The sequence below is a fragment of the Kitasatospora sp. NPDC005751 genome (assembly GCF_040630835.1).
Lineage (GTDB): Bacteria > Actinomycetota > Actinomycetes > Streptomycetales > Streptomycetaceae > Kitasatospora.
On record NZ_JBEXYC010000016.1, the window covers coordinates 16,252 to 32,375 of the forward strand.

The following is a 16,124-nucleotide window of genomic DNA, read 5'->3' on the forward strand; positions in this document are numbered from 1 at the left end:
GCCCGCCCGCCCCTCCCGTGGTGCGGGCGGGCACGCCGGGCGCGCGGCGGTCAGCGCGCGCTGTCGGCCCCGGCCAGCAGGCGGGTCAGGTGCGGGAGGACTTCGCGGTCGTGGTCGAGCCAGTCGAGCCCGTCGAGCTCGGCGGGGCCGAGCCAGCGGAGCTCGTCGTGGTCCTGCAGCGGCCGCGGGTCGCCGGAGAGCAGTTCGGCCACCCAGAGCCGCAGCTCCAGCCCCGGGCGAACCAGCCACGCCCCGGGCAGCGGCTCCAGCGCCCTCGCCCGGACACCGAGTTCCTCCAGCAGCTCGCGCTCCAGCGCCTGGGGCTGCGTCTCACCGGGCTCGACCTTGCCGCCCGGGAACTCCCAGCGCCCGGCCACCTCGGCCGGGGCACTGCGGCGGGCGGCCAGCACCCGGCCCCGGTGGACGAGCGCGCCCCCGACGACGATCCGGTTCTCCATGGCCCCGACCCTATGCGGCCTCGGCCTCCACCCAGTACAGCTGCTTGTGCCCGCGGGCCTCGAACTCGGCGGCCAGCCGTTCGGCCTCGGCCCGCTCCAGCCCCTGGGCGACCACGTAGCGGTTGCCGTTGTCGTCCTGTCGCATCACCCGGCAGGTGTCCATACCGGTGAGCCTAGGCGCCCCGCCCCGGGACCGGAACGGCCGGTGGCCGCACGGGAATCCGACCGCCCGGGGCGCGCGCTCCCGGCCCGCGTGGGGGTCGGGCCGGGACCACGCGCACGGGACGCTACGCCCCGCGCGCTTCCGGTGTGTACGGGCCCGGTTAACGCCCGGTAAGACACCGGCCCGGCCCGCCCGCCGCCGCCGTCAGACCCGGATCTCGCCGACCTGCTCGCCGGTCGAGAGGCCGAGCTCCCGGCGGATCTCCACGGTCGAGTTCGCCTCCTTGGCCACCAGCGACTTCGCCCGCCGGATCTCGCGTTCGAGCGCGGTCGCGTCCACGGCCTTGGCCGCGGCGTCCCAGGCCGTCGCGGCGGCGCGCTGGGCGGCCACCAGCTCGGCCACCTTCGGCTTGGCGCCCTCCGGCCAGGCCGCCGTGCTCCCGGACAGCTGCTCGGCCTCCTTGCGGGAGGCGTCGGCCATCCTGCCCGCCCAGGTGGTGAACTCGGGCCGGGCGTCGGCGACCTCGGCGTCCGGCTCGCTCCAGGAGACCTTGTTGTAGACCAGGGCCGCCTCCAGGTAGGCCAGCTGGGCCTGGGACAGCTTGCCCCGGTCGGTGCGGACGCTGCCCAGGTGCTCGGCGTCGCGGTCCTCGAAGGCGCAGGTGGCGTAGCGCTCGCCGGACTTCCAGTTGGCGCGGCCCGGGAACAGGTAGACCTCGTCCACGCCGTCCGGCACGGCCCAGTAGTCGAGGGCGTAGTCGGCGAGCACCGGGCCGCAGAGCGCCGCGGCGCTCTCGCGGACGCGGCTCTCGCCCGGGTAGGCGAGCCCGCCGCTCTCCGGGATCCGGGCGGTGCCGGCCACCTCGCCGTGGTGCGGCAGCGCACAGGGGGCCTTGAACACCCAGAGGACCGTCTGGTCGCCGTCCTCGCGTCCGTCGGCGCCACCGGCCGGGTTGTAGCAGTCGCCGGACTTGAGCGAGGACCAGAGCACCGAGCCCGCCGGCGCCTTCGGGGCCCGGGCGGGACGGTCGGCGCGGGTGCTCTCCTCGACCCCGGCGGCGAGCAGGCCGATGAAGGCGATCAGCGAGACCAGCGCCCCGAGGACACCGAACACCACACCGGTCACCGCCATGCCCCGGCCGCGCTCGTTGCGCTTGGGTATCTGGACCAGCGCGACGATGCCGAAGGCGAGCGAGAGCGGCCACATGCAGAGCAGGCCGGTGACCAGCGCGGCGACGGAGAAGCCGTTGGTGACCTCGGGGGTCGCCGGGTAGGCGTAGCCGGGCTGGAAGCCGGAGACCGCGCCGGGCGTGACGGCGGCCCAGCCGGAGGCCGGCGGCGCCCCGGGCGGGACCGGCCCCCCGGCCGCGGCCCACGGGTCGGCGCCGGGCGCGGCCCCGGGGGCGGCGGGAGCGGGGGTGGTCGCGCCGGGCGCGGCCCACGGGTCGGCGGCGGGAGGGGTGGCCGGTGCCGGGGGCTCGGCGGGGGCCGCGGGCTTGGTCAGCTCCACCCGGTCCGCCGGTGCCGCGTCCACCGGCGGGGCGTCGGCCGGCGGGGCGTCGGCCGGTGCGGCGTCCGGTGCGGCGGTGTCCGGCACGGTGACCTCCGGTGCGGCGGCCTCCGGCCCGGGAACGGGCGCGTCGGACTCGGGCTTGGACACGTGGACTCCCCCGGCCCGGTCACGGGCATCAGCTCGGCAGTTTCGACTCGAACGTTCCGCAGACGGACCACCGGGCGGACCAGCGGAGGACCGGCCGGGGCGATGGGAACGGACGCGCGACTTTACCCGATCTTGGAGCACGCCCTCCCGCCCATTTCCGGCCGCCCGCCGCTCACCCGCGGCGCGCCAGCACCTCGCCGTGCAGCATCGCGAACCACCCGTCCTCGGCGGCCACCCAGGCCCGCCACCCGGTCGAGATCCGCTCCAGCTCCGCCCGGTCCGCGTACCCCTCGGCCACCGCCGCGTCGGCGATGTCGGACGCCACGATCCGGTCCGCCCACAGCCCGCCCCACCAGGCACGCTGCTCGGGCGACGCATAGGTCCAGCTGCTGGACGTCGCCGTGACGTCGGTGAAGCCGGCCTCCCGGGCCCAGGACAGCAGCCGTCGGCCGGCGTCCGGCTCGCCGCCGTTGGCCCGGGCGATCCGCCCGTACAGCGCCAGCCAGCGGTCCAGCTCCGGTACCTGCGGGTACCAGGTCATGGTCGCGTAGTCGACGTCCCGGGCCGCGACCACGCCGCCCACCGCCGTGACCCGGCGCATCTCCCGCAGCGCCCCCACCGGGTCGGCCACGTGCTGCAGCACCTGGTGGGCGTGCACCACGTCGAACTCCCCGTCCGCGTACGGCAGTCCGTGCACATCGGCGATCTCGAAGACCACGTTGGCCAGGCCCCGGTCCGCCGCGTACCGGGCGGCCGACTCCAGCACCTCGGCCGAGGTGTCCACGGCCACCACCCGCCCGGTGGGGCCGACCAGTTCGGCCAGCTCGGCGGTGATCGTGCCGGGGCCGCAGCCGACGTCCAGCACGGCCTGCCCCGGCCGCAGCTCGGGCCGCAGATAGGCGGCCGAGTTGGCCACCGTGCGGGAGCGGTGCGAGCGCAGCACGGGCTCTTGGTGCCCGTGCGTGTAGACGGTGGGCTGCGGTCCGGTCATGGCGGTCCCCCTGGGGTTCGGTCGCGTTCCCTGCGGTCGGTTCCTCCGACGCCTCCGACGCTACTCCTTGTCCCGCAGGGCGAGAAGATTCGTCTCACATGACGAACGACCGATTCACGCGAAAGCCCCCCGCCCGGAGCCCGGGCGGGGCTTCGCCTTGCGGGGACCACGAGTTGAGGGGCGGTGCGAGGACAGGACCGGGGTGGGCCCCCTCGGCGATCGCCGCCCCTCCGCCGGCGGGCCACCGGGCGGCCTCCTGCCCCCGCGCGGCGCGGGGGCAGGACCGGGACCCGTACCGTGGACGGGCTCCCGACAGAACGGTTCACCATGCCCGGCCGCCGCCCCTTCGTCCTGCTGAGCGCCGCGATGTCCCTCGACGGGCACCTCGACGACGCCTCCCCCGACCGCCTGCTGCTCTCCGGCCCCGCCGACTTCGACCGGGTGGACGCGGAGCGCGCCGCCAGTGACGCGATCCTGGTGGGCGGCAACACCCTGCGCGCGGACAATCCCCGGCTGCTGGTCAACGACCCCGGCCGACGGGCGGCCCGGCTCGCGGCCGGCCGGCCGGAGTACCCGCTGAAGGTCACCCTCACCGCGAGCGGGGCCCTCGACCGTTCGCTCAGGTTCTGGCACACCGGCGGCGACAAGATCGCCTACACCTCGGACGCCGGCGCCGCCGTGCTCCGCCCGGCGCTGGACGGGCTGGCCGAGGTGGTGGCGCTCGGCGGCACGGTGGAGCTGGGCGCGGTCCTGGACGACCTCGGGGCCCGGGGGGTGCGGCGGCTGATGGTCGAGGGCGGGAGCGGCGTGCACACCCAGTTCCTGACCCAGGGCCTGGCGGACGAGCTCCAGCTGGCGGTCGCCCCGCTGCTGGTCGGACAGGCGGACGCGCCGCGCTTCGTCCGGCCGGCGGCCTTCCCCGGCGGACCGGCCCGCCGGATGCGCCTGCTGGAGGCACGTACCGTGGACGACGTCGTCCTGCTCAGGTACGCCCCGAAGGAGTCCACCCCGTGACCAGCGCACCGTCCGACCTCGCACACCTGCGGCGGGCCGTCGAGCTCTCGCGTCGCTGCCCGCCCTCCAGTACCGCCTTCTCGGTCGGCGCGGTGATCGTCGGCGCGGACGGCGAGGTGCTCGCCGAGGGCTGGAGCCGGGAGGCGGACGCGCTGGACCACGCCGAGGAGGCCGCCCTCGCCAAGCTCCCGGCGGGCGATCCCCGACTGCGCGGCGCGACTGTCTACAGCTCGCTGGAGCCCTGCGGGCGGCGGGCCTCCCGGCCGCTGCCGTGCGCCCGGCTGCTGATCGCGGCCGGCGTGCCCCGGGTGGTCGTCGCCTGGCGCGAGCCGGACCTGTTCGTCACCGACTGCCAGGGGACGGCACTCCTGGAGGCGGCCGGGGTCGAGGTGGTGGAGCTGTCGGAGCTGGCCGAGGAGGCCCGCGCGGTCAACGCGCACCTGGTGGGTTGATCTTTTGTATCCTTGCTGAACAATAGACTCGGAAGCCCGCCCGCCGCCCGCGAGGAGCCCCCGCATGCCCACCCCCCTCACCCTGACCACCCGCGCCCTCCTGCTGGACATGGACGGCACCCTGGTCAACTCCGACGCCGTGGTCGAGCGCTGCTGGCGCCGCTGGGCCGAGACGAACGGCCTCGACCCCGCCGAGGTGCTCCGGCTCGCGCACGGCCGCCAGGCCCACGCCACCATGGCCGCCCTGCTGCCCGACCGCCCGGTCGCGCTCAACCGCGCCGACAACGACCGGATGCTCGCCGAGGAGAAGGCCGACGTCGAGGGCGTCGTCCCGATCCCCGGCGCGGCCGCCTTCCTCGCCTCACTGGCCGGCCTGCCGCACGCCCTGGTCACCTCCGCCGACGAACCGCTCGCCCGCGTCCGGATGGCCGCCGCCGACCTCCCGCTGCCGCCGGTCCTCGTCACCGCCGAGTCGGTGGGCGCCAGCAAGCCGGACCCCGAGGGCTTCCTCAAGGGCGCCGCCGCCCTCGGCTTCGCCCCCGCCGACTGCCTCGCCCTGGAGGACTCCTCGGCCGGAATCGCCGCCGCCGTGGCCGCCGGCATCCCGGTCCTCGGCATCGGCCCCCGCGCCACGGCCCACCGCACCACCGCCCACGCCCCCACCCTGGAGCAGGTCACCGTCACCCCCGCCCCCGACGGCACCCTCACCGTCCGCATCGCCTGACGGCGCCCTCGTATCGCGGCCCGAGCGCCGGCGCCTGCGGGTCGGCGATTACCGGGCCGTCTACACGATCGACAACGGAGAGCTCGTGGTGTGGGTCGTACACGTCGGGCACCGCTCCACCGTTCACGACACCTGACGCCGACCGATCCGGCGTCAGAACATCCAGCACCCACCCCGCACCGTGCGGGTTCATCCAGCACATCCAGCACCCCACGACCCACTTCATTTCGGCAGTGGTGTACACATGGCACACTCGGTACACTTGAGCGCATGACGCAGCCGCTGCCCATAGAGTCCATCCGCGATGTGCGCGCGCATCTGGCAGAGGTGGTGGAGCGAGCCGATCGGGACGACGTGCCCACCGTGATCACGCGCCGCGGCAAGGAAGTGGCCGCGGTCGTCTCCATCGAGGTTCTGCGCAAGTACCAGGAGTGGGAAGAGCGCGAGATCAACCGGATCATCGACGAGCGCATGGCCGATCCCGCGCCCGGCATCCCGATCGAGGACATCATGAGGGAGACGCTGGCGCGCAGTGAGTGAGTACCGCACCGTCTTCCGACCCGAGGCGCAGGCCGAGCTCCGGAAGATCCCCCGCGACATGGCACTACGCATCCTGGCCAAGCTGACCGAGCTCGAGAGCGACCCTCTCGGCTTCAACACCACCGCCCTCGTATCGCAGCCCGAGCGCCGGCGCCTACGGGTCGGCGATTACCGGGTCGTCTACACGATCGACAACGGAGAGCTCGTGGTGTGGGTCGTACACGTCGGGCACCGCTCCACCGTTTACGACACCTGACGCCGACCGATCCGGCGTCAGAACATCCAGCACCCACCCCGCACGGTGACGACGAAGGGGTCGACTCCCGGAGGAGTCGACCCCTTCTGAACCGCCCGCTTGACGAATGGCCCAACGCGCAGTAACGAGCCGGTCACACGGTGAAGCGGAACTCCCACCACAACGCCGTGACCTGCGAGAATGGTTACTCTGAGGGCCCAAGTCGGCACGGAATCAGCACCGTGACGGAACGCCGGGTCAGGGGATCAGTAGTGGTAGCGGGCTGCCAGGATGATGATCTCCCGGTCGGTGACCAGATAGACGAGGCGATGCTCGTCATCAATCCGCCGCGACCAGGCCCCTGGGAGGTGGTACTTCAGCGGCTCGGGCTTGCCGATCCCGGTGAACGGATCGCGCAGGACGTCCTCGATGAGCCTGTTGGTCCTCGCGAGCATCTTGCGATCGTTCTTGAGCCAGGACGTGTAGTCCTCCCAGCCCTGTTCTTCGAAGACGAGCCTCACTCGACACCCCGCCCGGCATCAGCCGAGTCGGGGTCGATGAGCGTGCGTTCGGAGAGCCCTATGCCGTTCAGTGCGTTGTCGTACGCCTTGAGGAGGCGACGCGCGTTCGCCGGCGAACGCAGGAGGTACGAGCCCTCACGCAGGGCGGCGTAGTCCTCGGCGGAGACGAGCACGGCATTTCCGTGCTTGGACACGATCTCGATGGCGTCGTGATCCTCGTTGACCTTCTTGATCAACGGGAAGAGATCCCTGCGGGCCTCGCTCGCGGTGATGGACATGGCGCGAACCCCCTTAGGCGAGTGGTACCGAATAACGTACCACTCAATCGAGGCTTCGGGGGCATCGACGGCCGGCATGGACTCCCGCAAGTCAGCACCAAGTCAGCACGGAAATGAGGAGAGGGTCGGACTCCATGGAGTCCGACCCTCTCCGACCTGCACACTTGCCAGATCAAGTGACATGCAGTAATGACTTGATCACACGTTGAAGCGGAACTCCACGACGTCGCCGTCCTGCATGAGGTATTCCTTGCCCTCGATGCGGGCCTTGCCCTTGCTGCGGGCCTCGGCGATGGAGCCGCAGGCGACCAGGTCGTCGAAGGAGATGATCTCCGCCTTGATGAAGCCCTTCTGGAAGTCGGTGTGGATCACACCGGCGGCCTCGGGGGCGGTGGCGCCCTTCTTGATGGTCCAGGCCCTGGTCTCCTTGGGGCCCGCGGTGAGGTAGCTCTGCAGGCCGAGGGTCTCGTAGCCGACCCGGCCGAGGGTGGCCATGCCGGTCTCCTCCTGGCCCATGGACTGGAGGAGCTCCAGCGCCTCGTCCTCGTCCATGCCGATCAGCTCGGACTCGATCTTGGCGTTCAGGAAGATGGCCTCGGCGGGGGCGACCAGGGCGCGCTGGGCCTCCTTGAACTCCTCGTCGACCAGCTCGTCCTCGTCGACGTTGAAGACGTAGAGGAAGGGCTTGGTGGTGAGCAGGTGCAGCTCGCGCACCGAGGAGGCGTCGAAGCCCACCTCGAAGAGGGTCTTGCCGGTCTCCAGGATCTTCTGGGCGGCCTCGGCGGCGGCCAGCGTGGCGGCCGACTCCTTCTTGAGCCGGGCCTCCTTCTGGAGCCGCGGCAGCACCTTCTCGATCGACTGGAGGTCGGCGAGGATCAGCTCGGTGTTGATGGTCTCGATGTCGTCCTTCGGCGAGACCTTGCCGTCGACGTGCACCACGTCCGGGTCGACGAAGGCCCGGATGACCTGGCAGATCGCGTCGGACTCACGGATGTTCGCCAGGAACTTGTTGCCCAGGCCCTCGCCGACCGAGGCGCCGCGCACGATGCCCGCGATGTCCACGAAGTCCACGGTCGCCGGGAGGATCCGCTGCGAGCCGAAGATCTCGGCGAGCTTCTTCAGCCGGGCGTCCGGGACACCGACGACGCCGACGTTCGGCTCGATGGTGGCGAACGGGTAGTTGGCCGCCAGCACGTCGTTCTTGGTCAGGGCGTTGAACAGGGTCGACTTGCCGACGTTCGGCAGGCCGACGATTCCGATCGTGAGCGACATGAAGCGCAGTCCCGTGGGCTTGGAGGAGTTGGGTCGGCACCGTGCGGGCCGATCGCCCAGTCTACGGGCAGCGGGTCAGGCGCCCGCGTCCACCGGCAGCGGCTCCAGGAACTCCAGGCGGTTGCCCAACCGGTCGCTGGAGTGGAACCGGCGGTGACCCGGCAGGGCGTCGTCCCAGACGACCTCGTGGCCGTGCGCGGCCAGCCGCTCGGCGAGCGCGTCCAGGGCGCGCACCTGGATCCCCGGGTGGCCCTTGCGGGCCGGGCGGAACTCCGGAACGACGCCCAGGTGCACCTCCACCCCGCCGCCCCGGAACCAGCAGCCGCCGCGGGCGGCCAGGACCGGGGGCTTGGTCAGCTCGGCCATGCCCAGGACGCCGTGCCAGAAGGCGCGGCACTCGTCCTCGGCGCCGGCCGGGATGTCGAGCTGCACGTGGTGCAGGCGTTCGAAGGCGAATCCGCCGGTCATGAGCCCCCCATGGTCGAGTTGAGCGACGATCACACCAGTACTCCGTCCGGAGACACGGAGCAAGGTCCTGTGGCCCATTACACAGTGTGGCGATGATCGGACCGTACGTTGGGTGGGTGGAGCAGCGCATCCGAACTCAGCCGCCAGGGCCCAGACGCCGACCGCCTAACGGCGCGGCCGGGGCCGCCGTCCCCGGGCCCGGGCGGGCCCCCGAGACCGACGAGAGCTCCGCCGCACCCGCCTCCCGGCTACGCGCCGTGGCCGGCGGAGCCGAGCGCGGCCGCCCGGGCGCGGGCCGGACCGGGCTGCGCCTGCCGTTCGGACCGCGCACCGGCGAGCGCGAGGACGCCCGGGACGACGCCCGCGGCGGCGAACGGGGCGGCGCCCGCCGCGGCGGCCACCCGGACAGCCGGCTCTACGGGCGCCGGCGCACCGGGCGGCCGACCCGGCTGACCGCGATCGGCACCGGCGTGGCCGCGACGGTCGCGACCGTCGCCCTGGCGGGCGTGGACCGGATGCTCTTCGGCGGTCTCGGGGTGCTGTTCGGCATCGGCTACCTGGTCATCTGCTTCCAGCTGGCCGTCCGGGTGCGCTTCGCCGACCTGCTGGCCGCCCCGATCAGCGGCCCGATCGCCTTCGCCGTCGCCCTGCTGCTGCTCGGCCCGGTCACCTCGTCGGGTCTGACGGCCCAGGTGGTGGCGCTGGCGACCGGTCTCGCGACGCGGGCCGGCTGGCTCTTCACCGGCACCGGCCTGGCCGCGGCCATCGTGCTCGCCCGCTTCGTGGCCCAGCGGCGGATCCACCGCGACCGCTGAGGAGTGGGACGTCGGACCGGCCGACTTCCCGCCCCCGCCCCGGCCCGACCCGCCCCAGCCCACTCCCCGCCCCAGCCCACTCCCCGACCCGGCACCGTACGCGGCCGCGAAGGCCGGACCGGTCAGCCGGTGGAGGCCCGGGCCGCCGCCATGGCCGCGCCGACGATCCCCGCGTCGTTGCGCAGCTCGGCCGGGACCACCCGCGCCTCGCGCTCGCGCAGCACCGGCAGGAACTTCTCGTGCTTGCGGCTCACCCCGCCGCCGATCACGATCAGCTGCGGCGAGAAGAGCATCTCCACCAGGTCGAGGTACTCGTCGACCCGCCCGGCCCACTGCTCCCAGCTCAGGTCGTGCCGCTCCTTGGCGGCCGAGGAGGCCCGCCGCTCGGCGTCCTTGCCGCGCAGCTCCAGGTGGCCCAGCTCGGTGTTGGGCACCAGTGCGCCGTCCACGAAGAGCGCGCTGCCGATGCCGGTGCCGAAGGTCAGCACGAGGACGACGCCCTGCTGGTCGCGGCCGGCCCCGTGGACGGTCTCGGCGAGACCCGCCGCGTCGGCGTCGTTGAGCACCACGGCCGGCAGGTCGAGCGCCTCGCGGAACAGGCCCGCCGCGTCCAGGCCGATCCAGCCCTTGTCGACGTTGGCCGCCGTTCTGGTCTGGCCGTTCACCACCACCCCGGGGAAGGTCAGCCCGACCGGTCCCTGGTGGTCGAAGTGCCGGACCACCTCGCGGACGGCGGCGACCACGGCCTCCGGGGCCGAGGGCTGCGGGGTGAGGACCTTGTGCCGCTCCTGGGCGAGCACGCCCCGGGCGAGGTCGACGGGAGCACCCTTGATGCCCGAACCGCCGATGTCCACACCGAATACCGCCGTCATGACGACCGCCCTCCGCGTAACCGTTGTCCACAGGCCTGTGCACAGCTGTGTACAAAACTACGAGAGCGCGGCCGGGCGCGCACGGCCGCGCGCAGCGGAGAACCCGGCGCCCGCGCGGGGCACCGGGTTCCCGGAAGGTCCGTTACAGCTTGCCGGCGGCCTCGGCGCGCAGGTCGCGGCGGAGTTCCTTGGGCAGCGAGAAGGTCAGGTGCTCCTCGGCGGTCTTGACGGTCGACACGTCGCCGTAGCCGCGCGCGGCCAGCCACTCCAGGACGCCGTCGACCAGGACCTCCGGCACCGAGGCGCCGCTGGTCAGGCCGACCGTGGTGACGCCGTCCAGCCAGGACTCCTGGATCTCGTCGGCGAAGTCCACCAGGTGGGCGGCCTTGGCGCCGTACTCCAGGCCGACCTCGACCAGGCGGACCGAGTTGGAGGAGTTCCTGGAGCCGACCACGATCAGCAGGTCCGTCTCGGACGCCATCTGCTTGACGGCGACCTGGCGGTTCTGGGTGGCATAGCAGATGTCGTCGCTGGGCGGGCTGACCAGCAGCGGGAAGCGCTTCTTCAGCTCGCCGACGGTGGCCATGGTCTCGTCCACCGAGAGCGTGGTCTGGGAGAGCCAGACGACCTTGGACTCGTCGCGGACCTCGACGTTGGCGACGTCCTCGGCACCGTCCACCAGGTGGATCCGGTCCGGGGCCTCGCCCATGGTGCCGACGACCTCCTCGTGGCCCTCGTGGCCCACCAGCAGGATGTCGAAGCCCTCGTCGGCGAAGCGGACGGCCTCCTTGTGCACCTTGGTGACCAGGGGGCAGGTGGCGTCGATGGTGGCGAGCCGGCCCTCCTTGGCCTCGTCGTGGACGGACGGCGCGACGCCGTGCGCGGAGAACACCACGATCGAACCCTCGGGCACCTCCTCCGTCTCGTCGACGAAGATCGCGCCCCGCTTCTCCAGGGTCTGCACCACGTACTTGTTGTGGACGATCTGCTTGCGGACGTAGATCGGCGCCCCGTACTGCTCCAGGGCCTTCTCCACGGCGATCACGGCGCGGTCGACGCCCGCGCAGTAGCCCCGGGGGGCGGCGAGCAGGACACGGCGCTGCGCGGTGTTGGACATGGCTCCATCGTACGGGCGGCGGCGAGCCGCGCCGACGGAAGGCGCCTTCGAGCCGGATCCGGTCACCGGTGCTCAAATGTGGACGTGATGAGCGATCGAGTCGACGACGGCGGCCTGCGGCGCAGCCTGGGCGTGCGCGATCTGATGGTCTACGGGCTTCTGTTCATCGCCCCGATGGCCCCGGTCGGCGTGTTCGGTGTGCTGGACGCCAAGAGCCACGGCGCGGTGGCGGCCGTCTATCTGGCCGCCACGGTCGCGATGGGATTCACCGCGCTCTCGTACGCCCAGATGGTGCGGGCGGTGCCGCGGACCGGCTCGGTGTTCGCCTACGCGCGGGCCGGGCTGGGCGAGGGTCCGGGGTTCATCGCCGGCTGGATGGCGATGCTGGACTACCTGCTGATCCCGGCGGTGGCGTACCTCTTCTCCGGCATCGCCCTGAACTCGCTGGTCCCGGACGTCTCGCGCTGGGTGTGGACGGCGCTGGCGGTGGTGGTCACCACCGCGCTCAACCTGGCCGGGGTGCGGACGGCGGCGGTGGTCGGCCTGGCGGTGCTGGCGCTGGAGATCGCGGTGCTGGCGGTCTTCGTGGTGGCGGCCGTGGTGGTGCTGGCCCGGGACGGGGCGCAGCGCGGCTGGGGCACGCCGTTCACGGCCGTCGGCGGCTTCTCGCCGACGGCCGTGATCTCGGCCGTCTCGGTGGCCGTCCTGTCGTACCTGGGCTTCGACGCGATCGCCACCTTCGTGGAGGAGGCCGTCGGCGCCTCCGCCGCGGTGGCGCGGGCGGTGCTCTGGTGCCTGGCCCTGGCCGGGGTGCTGTTCGTGCTGCAGACGTACCTGGCGGCGCTGCTGGAGCCGCTGACCCCGCAGCAGCTGGCGGCGGATCCGGCCGCCCAGGGCTCGGCCTTCTACGACACGGTGGAGCGCGGGGTCGGGCACTGGCTGCACGTGCTGGTGGCGGCGAGCAAGGCGATCGGCGCGGCCTTCGCGGCGCTGGCCGGGCAGGCGGCCGCCGGGCGGCTGGTCTTCGCGATGGGACGGGAGGGGCGGCTGCCGCGCTTCCTGGCCGCGGTGGACCCCGACTCGGCGGTGCCGCGCCGGGCGCTGCTCGTGGCCGCGGTGATCACGATGGGTGCGGCCGTCTGGGCGGCGAACCGGGACGACGGGCTGGACCAGCTGACCTCGGTGGTCAACGTCGGCGCGCTGACGGCCTTCGCACTGCTGCACGCCTCGGTGATCGGCTGGTACGTGGTGAAGCACGGCTCGCGGGACTGGGCGCGGCACCTGGTGGCGCCGCTGCTGGGCATCGCGGTGATCGGCGCGGTGGTCTACGAGGCCTCGTCCACCGCGCAGCTCACCGGGGCCGTCTGGCTGGCGGTCGGGCTCGTCGTGCTGCTGGTCCAGGGGGCCGCGGCCGCCGGTGTCCGCCGCTGACCTCCCTGTCGGCATCCGCCGCTAGCCTCATACGCATGGCCAACACCAGCTCCCCCGAAGCCCCGCTCCCGGTCGGCAAGGTCTCCGCGCTGATCGGCGGCTGGATCGACCGGCTCGGCGCGGTCTGGGTGGAGGGCCAGATCACCCAGCTCAGCCGGCGGCCGGGCGCGGGGGTGGTGTTCCTGACCCTGCGCGACCCGCAGGCGGACGTCTCCCTGACGGTGACGTGCTTCCGCTCCGTCTTCGACGAGGTCGCCGACGCGGTGCAGGAGGGCTCGCGGGTCATCGTGCACGCCAAGCCGGAGTGGTACGGGGCGCGCGGCCAGCTGTCGCTGCGGGCCGCCGAGATCCGGCTGGTGGGGCTCGGCGAGCTGCTGGCCCGGCTGGAGCAGCTGAAGCGGCGCCTCGCCGGGGAGGGCCTGTTCGCGGCCGAGCGCAAGCGGCCCCTGCCGTTCCTGCCGCAGTGCGTCGGCCTGGTCACCGGGCGCGGCTCGGCCGCCGAGCGGGACGTCCTGGAGGTCGCCCGGCGGCGCTGGCCGGCCGTCCGCTTCGAGGTGCGCAACGTGCCGGTGCAGGGCGGCAGCGCGGTGGAGCGGGTCGGCGCGGCGGTGCGCGAGCTGGACGACCACCCCGAGGTGGACGTGATCATCGTGGCCCGGGGCGGCGGCAGCGTGGAGGACCTGCTGCCGTTCTCGGACGAGGCCCTGGTGCGGCTGGTCGCGGCCGCCCGGACGCCGGTGGTCAGCGCGATCGGGCACGAGCCGGACCAGCCGCTGCTGGACTTCGTCGCCGACCTGCGCGCCTCCACCCCGACCGATGCGGCCAAACGGGTGGTGCCGGACGTCGGCGAGGAGCTGACGAAGGTCCTGACCCTGCGCGACCGGGCCCGGCGGCAGGTGCTCGGCCGGGTCGAACGGGAGCAGCACGGGCTGGACGGCGTCCGAAGCCGCCCGGCGCTGGCCGCGCCGCGCCGGATGCTGGACGGCCGCGGCCAGGAGGTGGAGGCCTTGCTGGAGCGGGCCAGGCGCACCCTCGGGCACCGACTGGACCACGCGCAGAGCGACCTCGGGCACACCCTGGCCCGGGTGGTCGCCCTCTCCCCCGCGGCCACCCTGGAGCGCGGCTACGCGGTGCTGCAGCGCGCGGACGGCACGGTGGTGACCGATCCGGCCCAGGTCGAGTCGGGCGACGCGCTGCACGCCCGGGTGGCGGGCGGCGGCTTCGACGTGACGGCCGGCCCCGAGGCCAAGCCCTAGCCCTAGCCGCGCGGGCGGCGGTGGGACGGCGCTGTCGGCGTCACGCCCTACGCTGGCTCCATGGCTGAGCAGGAGCAGGTGGAGGCGGCGCCGCGGACCCCCGACGACGCGCTGGGGTACGAGCACGCCCGGGACGCGCTGCTGGAGGTCGTCCGGCAGCTGGAGAACGGCGGCACGTCGCTGGAGGAGTCGCTGGCCCTCTGGGAGCGCGGCGAGCAGCTGGCGAAGGTCTGCCAGCGCTGGCTGGACGGCGCCCGGGCCCGGCTGGACGCCGCGCTGGCCGCCGAGGAGGGCGGGGCCGCCCCGGAGTGACACGTGTCACACGCCACCGGGGAACAGTTGAATCTTCACTCATGTTGGGATCCAGTGATCGGCGCCGCCGGTCGACCGACGAACCCCGTCCCGCATGAGGTGCAGACAAGCATGACCACCGACGCCCTGGTACTCGACGCCGCCGCTCAGGACCTGCTGTTCCGTGACGCCCGCACGGCGAACACCTTCACCGACGAGCCGGTCTCCGAGGAGCAGATCCAGGCCATCTACGAGCTGGTGAAGTTCGGCCCGACCGCGTTCAACCAGCAGCCGCTGCGCGTCGTCCTGGTCCGATCGGCGGAGGGCCGCGAGCGCCTCGTCCAGCACCTGGCGGACGGCAACAAGGCGAAGACCGCCGCCGCGCCGCTGGTCGCCATCCTGGCCGTGGACAACGAGTTCCACGAGGAGCTGCCGACCCAGCTGCCGCACTTCCCGCAGGCCAAGGACCTCTTCTTCACCGAGCGTCCGGTGCGCGAGTCCTCCGCGGTGCTGAACGGCGCCCTGCAGGCCGGCTACTTCATCATCGGCGTGCGCGCCGCGGGCCTGGCCGCCGGCCCGATGACCGGCTTCAACGCCGAGGGCATCAACAAGGAGTTCTTCGCCGACGGCGAGCACTCGGTGCTGGCCGTGGTGAACATCGGCAAGCCGGGCGAGGACGCCTGGTTCCCGCGTTCGCCGCGCCTGGCCTACGACGAGGTCGTCACCACCGTCTGACCGGTGGCACGCAGGAAGGGCCCGCACCGTTCGACCGGTGCGGGCCCTTCCGCGTGTTCCGCCGCCGCCGGGCGGCCGGCTCCGCCCGCCGCTTGGCTACTTGAGCGCCTGCGCCAGCTCGGCCAGCTCCTCGTACGAGGCGGTGCCGGTGAGCACGGTGGTGCCGCCGCCGCTCTGGAAGGTGAGCGCGCGGGACTTGCCGCCCTGGATCCGCTCCCAGACCCGCCCGGCCACCTCGGAGCTGCCGTCCGGCTTGCCGTCGGCCACCAGCGAGCCGACCAGCGAGCCCGGGGCGATGTCGCTCTGCTCGACCGCCGCGTACTGACCGGCGGGGGTGACGAAGCCCAGGTGCCAGGCGTTGCCCCGGCCGCCGCCCAGCGACGCCGGGTCGTACTTGACCGAGGTGGCCCGCCACTTGTCGGAGAGGCCCTCCGGGGCGAGCAGCGGGTACGGTGCGGCGCGCTTCGCCGAGGCCGCGGCCACCTTGTACTCGACCGTGCGCACCCCGTCGCCACCGGCGTCGTGCGGCAGGAACAGGTACCCGACCCAGACCACCAAACCGACGGCCAGCATCGACAGGACCATGTCCCGTACCGACTGCCGGCTCCTCATGCCCTTGCTCTCTCCAGCCACCCCCACATGGTGACTCATCCCTTACGGGACACCGGCACCCGGGGGTGCCCACGTACGGGTGATCCGGGACGAACGGGCCCATTCCGACCGGGGGTGGCGACCCGCGCCACAGACAGTCATCTCTTGGGCAGATACGATCGCAGGACCCTCACCACGGCGTTCGACCTGGCAGTAGTCGGGCGCTTACTGGCCGTCGCGT

At 73.2% G+C, this 16,124-nt stretch carries 19 protein-coding genes and 2 pseudogenes; 10 read left to right on the forward strand and 11 right to left on the reverse strand.

The genetic code is table 11. The features are described 5' to 3' along the window. Positions 1–50 precede the first annotated feature (50 nt). The 4 genes from ABZ497_RS17350 to ABZ497_RS17365 all read right to left on the reverse strand — a co-directional run bounded on the left by ABZ497_RS17350 (position 51) and on the right by ABZ497_RS17365 (position 3,271). Complete coding sequence (locus ABZ497_RS17350) at positions 51–458, reverse strand: NUDIX domain-containing protein (protein WP_329489433.1); 408 nt, start codon at positions 456–458, stop codon at positions 51–53. A 10-nt stretch (positions 459–468) separates the two neighbouring features. After that, positions 469–621 carry an SPOR domain-containing protein gene (locus ABZ497_RS17355; RefSeq protein ID WP_359805994.1) on the reverse strand — a complete coding sequence of 51 codons (153 nt, stop codon included), beginning with the start codon at positions 619–621 and terminating at the stop codon, positions 469–471. Between the two features lie 204 nt (positions 622–825). Then, a complete protein-coding gene (locus ABZ497_RS17360; RefSeq protein WP_359805996.1) occupies positions 826–2,280 on the reverse strand; it encodes a DUF4190 domain-containing protein in 1,455 nt (484 codons plus the stop codon). Between the two features lie 172 nt (positions 2,281–2,452). After that, complete coding sequence (locus ABZ497_RS17365) at positions 2,453–3,271, reverse strand: methyltransferase domain-containing protein (protein ID WP_359805999.1); 819 nt, start codon at positions 3,269–3,271, stop codon at positions 2,453–2,455. A gap of 327 nt (positions 3,272–3,598) precedes the next feature. Between ABZ497_RS17365 and ABZ497_RS17370 the strand changes: the two are divergent. From ABZ497_RS17370 to ABZ497_RS17390, 5 genes and pseudogenes are all read left to right on the forward strand, one after another. Further along, a pseudogene (locus tag ABZ497_RS17370) lies at positions 3,599–4,737 on the forward strand (dihydrofolate reductase family protein). Positions 4,738–4,801: 64 nt separating this feature from the next. After that, on the forward strand, positions 4,802–5,461 hold the full coding sequence (locus ABZ497_RS17375; protein WP_359806001.1) for an HAD-IA family hydrolase: 660 nt from the start codon (positions 4,802–4,804) through the stop codon (positions 5,459–5,461). 4 nt (positions 5,462–5,465) lie between these two features. After that, positions 5,466–5,597, forward strand: a pseudogene (locus ABZ497_RS17380) (type II toxin-antitoxin system RelE/ParE family toxin); the annotation flags it as partial. Between the two features lie 134 nt (positions 5,598–5,731). Continuing rightward, positions 5,732–6,001, forward strand: a complete 270-nt coding sequence (locus ABZ497_RS17385; protein ID WP_359806003.1) for a type II toxin-antitoxin system Phd/YefM family antitoxin — start codon at positions 5,732–5,734, stop codon at positions 5,999–6,001. Next, positions 5,994–6,257 (forward strand): type II toxin-antitoxin system RelE/ParE family toxin, encoded by a 264-nt coding sequence (locus ABZ497_RS17390; protein WP_093677539.1) that lies wholly within the window; start codon positions 5,994–5,996, stop codon positions 6,255–6,257. Before ABZ497_RS17385 ends, ABZ497_RS17390 begins: the two co-directional genes overlap by 8 nt. Positions 6,258–6,502: 245 nt before the next feature. On the opposite strand, the gene ABZ497_RS17395 is transcribed toward ABZ497_RS17390, so the two are convergent. From ABZ497_RS17395 to ABZ497_RS17410, 4 genes are all read right to left on the reverse strand, one after another. Continuing rightward, positions 6,503–6,757 (reverse strand): Txe/YoeB family addiction module toxin, encoded by a 255-nt coding sequence (locus ABZ497_RS17395; protein WP_359806006.1) that lies wholly within the window; start codon positions 6,755–6,757, stop codon positions 6,503–6,505. After that, on the reverse strand, positions 6,754–7,035 hold the full coding sequence (locus tag ABZ497_RS17400; RefSeq protein ID WP_329927349.1) for a type II toxin-antitoxin system prevent-host-death family antitoxin: 282 nt from the start codon (positions 7,033–7,035) through the stop codon (positions 6,754–6,756). The genes ABZ497_RS17395 and ABZ497_RS17400 overlap by 4 nt, the downstream gene beginning before the upstream one ends. Before the next feature lie 198 nt (positions 7,036–7,233). Further along, the gene (ychF, locus tag ABZ497_RS17405; RefSeq protein WP_329489426.1) at positions 7,234–8,307 is read right to left on the reverse strand and encodes a redox-regulated ATPase YchF; all 1,074 of its coding nucleotides are present in this window, start codon (positions 8,305–8,307) and stop codon (positions 7,234–7,236) included. Between the two features lie 75 nt (positions 8,308–8,382). Continuing rightward, entirely contained in the window at positions 8,383–8,775 is a 393-nt protein-coding gene (locus tag ABZ497_RS17410; RefSeq protein ID WP_352289989.1) for a VOC family protein, read from the reverse strand. Positions 8,776–9,032: 257 nt separating this feature from the next. Here ABZ497_RS17410 and ABZ497_RS17415 point away from each other — a divergent pair, with 257 nt between their 5' ends. Next, positions 9,033–9,590 carry a DUF6542 domain-containing protein gene (locus ABZ497_RS17415; RefSeq protein WP_329489425.1) on the forward strand — a complete coding sequence of 186 codons (558 nt, stop codon included), beginning with the start codon at positions 9,033–9,035 and terminating at the stop codon, positions 9,588–9,590. A gap of 122 nt (positions 9,591–9,712) precedes the next feature. On the opposite strand, the gene ppgK is transcribed toward ABZ497_RS17415, so the two are convergent. Both ppgK and ABZ497_RS17425 read right to left on the reverse strand, forming a co-directional pair. Then, positions 9,713–10,462: a polyphosphate--glucose phosphotransferase gene (gene ppgK / locus ABZ497_RS17420; protein ID WP_329489424.1), complete on the reverse strand. Its 750-nt coding sequence runs from the start codon at positions 10,460–10,462 to the stop codon at positions 9,713–9,715. 142 nt (positions 10,463–10,604) lie between these two features. After that, complete coding sequence (locus tag ABZ497_RS17425; protein WP_359806010.1) at positions 10,605–11,579, reverse strand: 4-hydroxy-3-methylbut-2-enyl diphosphate reductase; 975 nt, start codon at positions 11,577–11,579, stop codon at positions 10,605–10,607. 87 nt (positions 11,580–11,666) lie between these two features. Here ABZ497_RS17425 and ABZ497_RS17430 point away from each other — a divergent pair, with 87 nt between their 5' ends. The 4 genes from ABZ497_RS17430 (at position 11,667) to ABZ497_RS17445 (ending at position 15,292) form a co-directional block, all read left to right on the forward strand. Continuing rightward, positions 11,667–13,010: an APC family permease gene (locus tag ABZ497_RS17430; RefSeq protein ID WP_359806013.1), complete on the forward strand. Its 1,344-nt coding sequence runs from the start codon at positions 11,667–11,669 to the stop codon at positions 13,008–13,010. A 35-nt stretch (positions 13,011–13,045) separates the two neighbouring features. After that, entirely contained in the window at positions 13,046–14,266 is a 1,221-nt protein-coding gene (gene xseA, locus ABZ497_RS17435) for an exodeoxyribonuclease VII large subunit (RefSeq protein WP_359806016.1), read from the forward strand. A 60-nt stretch (positions 14,267–14,326) separates the two neighbouring features. Further along, positions 14,327–14,578, forward strand: coding sequence for an exodeoxyribonuclease VII small subunit (locus ABZ497_RS17440; protein WP_329489420.1), 252 nt, complete (start codon positions 14,327–14,329; stop codon positions 14,576–14,578). 111 nt (positions 14,579–14,689) lie between these two features. Further along, positions 14,690–15,292, forward strand: coding sequence for a malonic semialdehyde reductase (locus ABZ497_RS17445; protein WP_329489419.1), 603 nt, complete (start codon positions 14,690–14,692; stop codon positions 15,290–15,292). A 96-nt stretch (positions 15,293–15,388) separates the two neighbouring features. Here ABZ497_RS17445 and ABZ497_RS17450 read toward each other — a convergent pair whose 3' ends face one another. Further along, positions 15,389–15,904 (reverse strand): DUF4245 domain-containing protein, encoded by a 516-nt coding sequence (locus tag ABZ497_RS17450; protein WP_329489418.1) that lies wholly within the window; start codon positions 15,902–15,904, stop codon positions 15,389–15,391. Positions 15,905–16,124: the final 220 nt, after the last annotated feature.

Coding starts and splice junctions, on each gene's coding strand:
- ABZ497_RS17350 (WP_329489433.1), bottom strand. CDS start 458: ATGGAGAACCGGATCGTCGTCGGGGGCGCGCTCGTCCACCGGGGCCGG.
- ABZ497_RS17355 (WP_359805994.1), bottom strand. CDS start 621: ATGGACACCTGCCGGGTGATGCGACAGGACGACAACGGCAACCGCTAC.
- ABZ497_RS17365 (WP_359805999.1), bottom strand. CDS start 3,271: ATGACCGGACCGCAGCCCACCGTCTACACGCACGGGCACCAAGAGCCC.
- ABZ497_RS17375 (WP_359806001.1), top strand. CDS start 4,802: ATGCCCACCCCCCTCACCCTGACCACCCGCGCCCTCCTGCTGGACATG.
- ABZ497_RS17385 (WP_359806003.1), top strand. CDS start 5,732: ATGACGCAGCCGCTGCCCATAGAGTCCATCCGCGATGTGCGCGCGCAT.
- ABZ497_RS17400 (WP_329927349.1), bottom strand. CDS start 7,035: ATGTCCATCACCGCGAGCGAGGCCCGCAGGGATCTCTTCCCGTTGATC.
- ychF (WP_329489426.1), bottom strand. CDS start 8,307: ATGTCGCTCACGATCGGAATCGTCGGCCTGCCGAACGTCGGCAAGTCG.
- ABZ497_RS17410 (WP_352289989.1), bottom strand. CDS start 8,775: ATGACCGGCGGATTCGCCTTCGAACGCCTGCACCACGTGCAGCTCGAC.
- ppgK (WP_329489424.1), bottom strand. CDS start 10,462: ATGACGGCGGTATTCGGTGTGGACATCGGCGGTTCGGGCATCAAGGGT.
- ABZ497_RS17425 (WP_359806010.1), bottom strand. CDS start 11,579: ATGTCCAACACCGCGCAGCGCCGTGTCCTGCTCGCCGCCCCCCGGGGC.
- ABZ497_RS17430 (WP_359806013.1), top strand. CDS start 11,667: ATGAGCGATCGAGTCGACGACGGCGGCCTGCGGCGCAGCCTGGGCGTG.
- xseA (WP_359806016.1), top strand. CDS start 13,046: ATGGCCAACACCAGCTCCCCCGAAGCCCCGCTCCCGGTCGGCAAGGTC.
- ABZ497_RS17440 (WP_329489420.1), top strand. CDS start 14,327: ATGGCTGAGCAGGAGCAGGTGGAGGCGGCGCCGCGGACCCCCGACGAC.
- ABZ497_RS17445 (WP_329489419.1), top strand. CDS start 14,690: ATGACCACCGACGCCCTGGTACTCGACGCCGCCGCTCAGGACCTGCTG.
- ABZ497_RS17450 (WP_329489418.1), bottom strand. CDS start 15,904: ATGAGGAGCCGGCAGTCGGTACGGGACATGGTCCTGTCGATGCTGGCC.